At 40.3% G+C, this 933-nt stretch carries 1 protein-coding gene; it reads right to left on the bottom strand.

Translation table 11 applies throughout. The features are described 5' to 3' along the window. Positions 1 to 113 precede the first annotated feature (113 nt). Complete coding sequence (locus JKP77_RS22150) at positions 114 to 902, bottom strand: trypsin-like serine protease (protein WP_218313341.1); 789 nt, start codon at positions 900 to 902, stop codon at positions 114 to 116. Positions 903 to 933 lie beyond the last annotated feature (31 nt).

Raw genomic sequence — 933 nt, forward strand, 5'->3', positions numbered from 1 at the left:
TGGCAGCTAACGCCCTGCTTAGGGGCGGAAACACATGGGCTAAAATTAGGAGCGAAGCGACGCAGCCCATGTGTTTGCGTCCCAGCGAGCCTGCGAGCGCCTACAGCAGTTTGTTAGCTACCCACTACGCCTTTAATCCAATTGTAGTAATTAGATATTCTGGTTTGATAAGCAGTTGTTCCATACAAACCGCCTTTGAATGTAGACATATCCCCAGTTGCAAATTGCCAACTAGATAACCCAGCGAGATAGGGAATGCCGTTTTGATAAATAATAGACGCACCGCCACTGTCTCCCGAGCCTTGCATTCCCTCCAACGGAAGAGCATTGTGCGGTGAATCAAATTTAAACGATAACCATTTACCGTTTGCACTTTCTACCACATTTTGAAATCTGTTTGGCTGATGAAGCGCTTTAGTATCTAAATTTTCACCGATTAATCCATTTCCAGTAGCACCTTTGCCAAAGACCGTTAGAATTTTACCTTTTTCGTCAGATTTTGAATAAAGAGAAATCGGTATGACATTTGAGACAGGTTTGGAAATTTTTATCAGAGCTATATCGCTACTTGATTTCAAAACTTGCATCAGCGGCATCATATCTCCGCTTAGTATTTCCTTTCTGGGCTTTAAGTAGTTAGGATGTATATATACTTTTTCTACTTGATATTCTTGGGAGCCAATATTTAGGATAGCTCCCGTATAATCATAGAAAATAGTGTGTGCTACTGTGACGATCCATTGTTTAGCTATCAATGCTCCATGTCCTTCATGGGGTAAATCAATTATGTAATCTGGCATTTTTTCAACATGATATCTTTCCACTGAAATATCATGACGCATGACTACTGCTTTGGATTCAATACAGCAACATGCTAATGCTAATAAAATGAAAAATCTCATGTTACTCCAAAGTCAAAACTGGGTAGCTAAC

The organism is Alteromonas antoniana (assembly GCF_019249295.1).
Taxonomy (GTDB): Bacteria; Pseudomonadota; Gammaproteobacteria; order Enterobacterales; family Alteromonadaceae; genus Alteromonas; species Alteromonas antoniana.

Bases quoted from the DNA above. Each gene is read 5' to 3' on its own strand.
- JKP77_RS22150 (WP_218313341.1), bottom strand. From the start codon at position 902: ATGAGATTTTTCATTTTATTAGCATTAGCATGTTGCTGTATTGAATCC.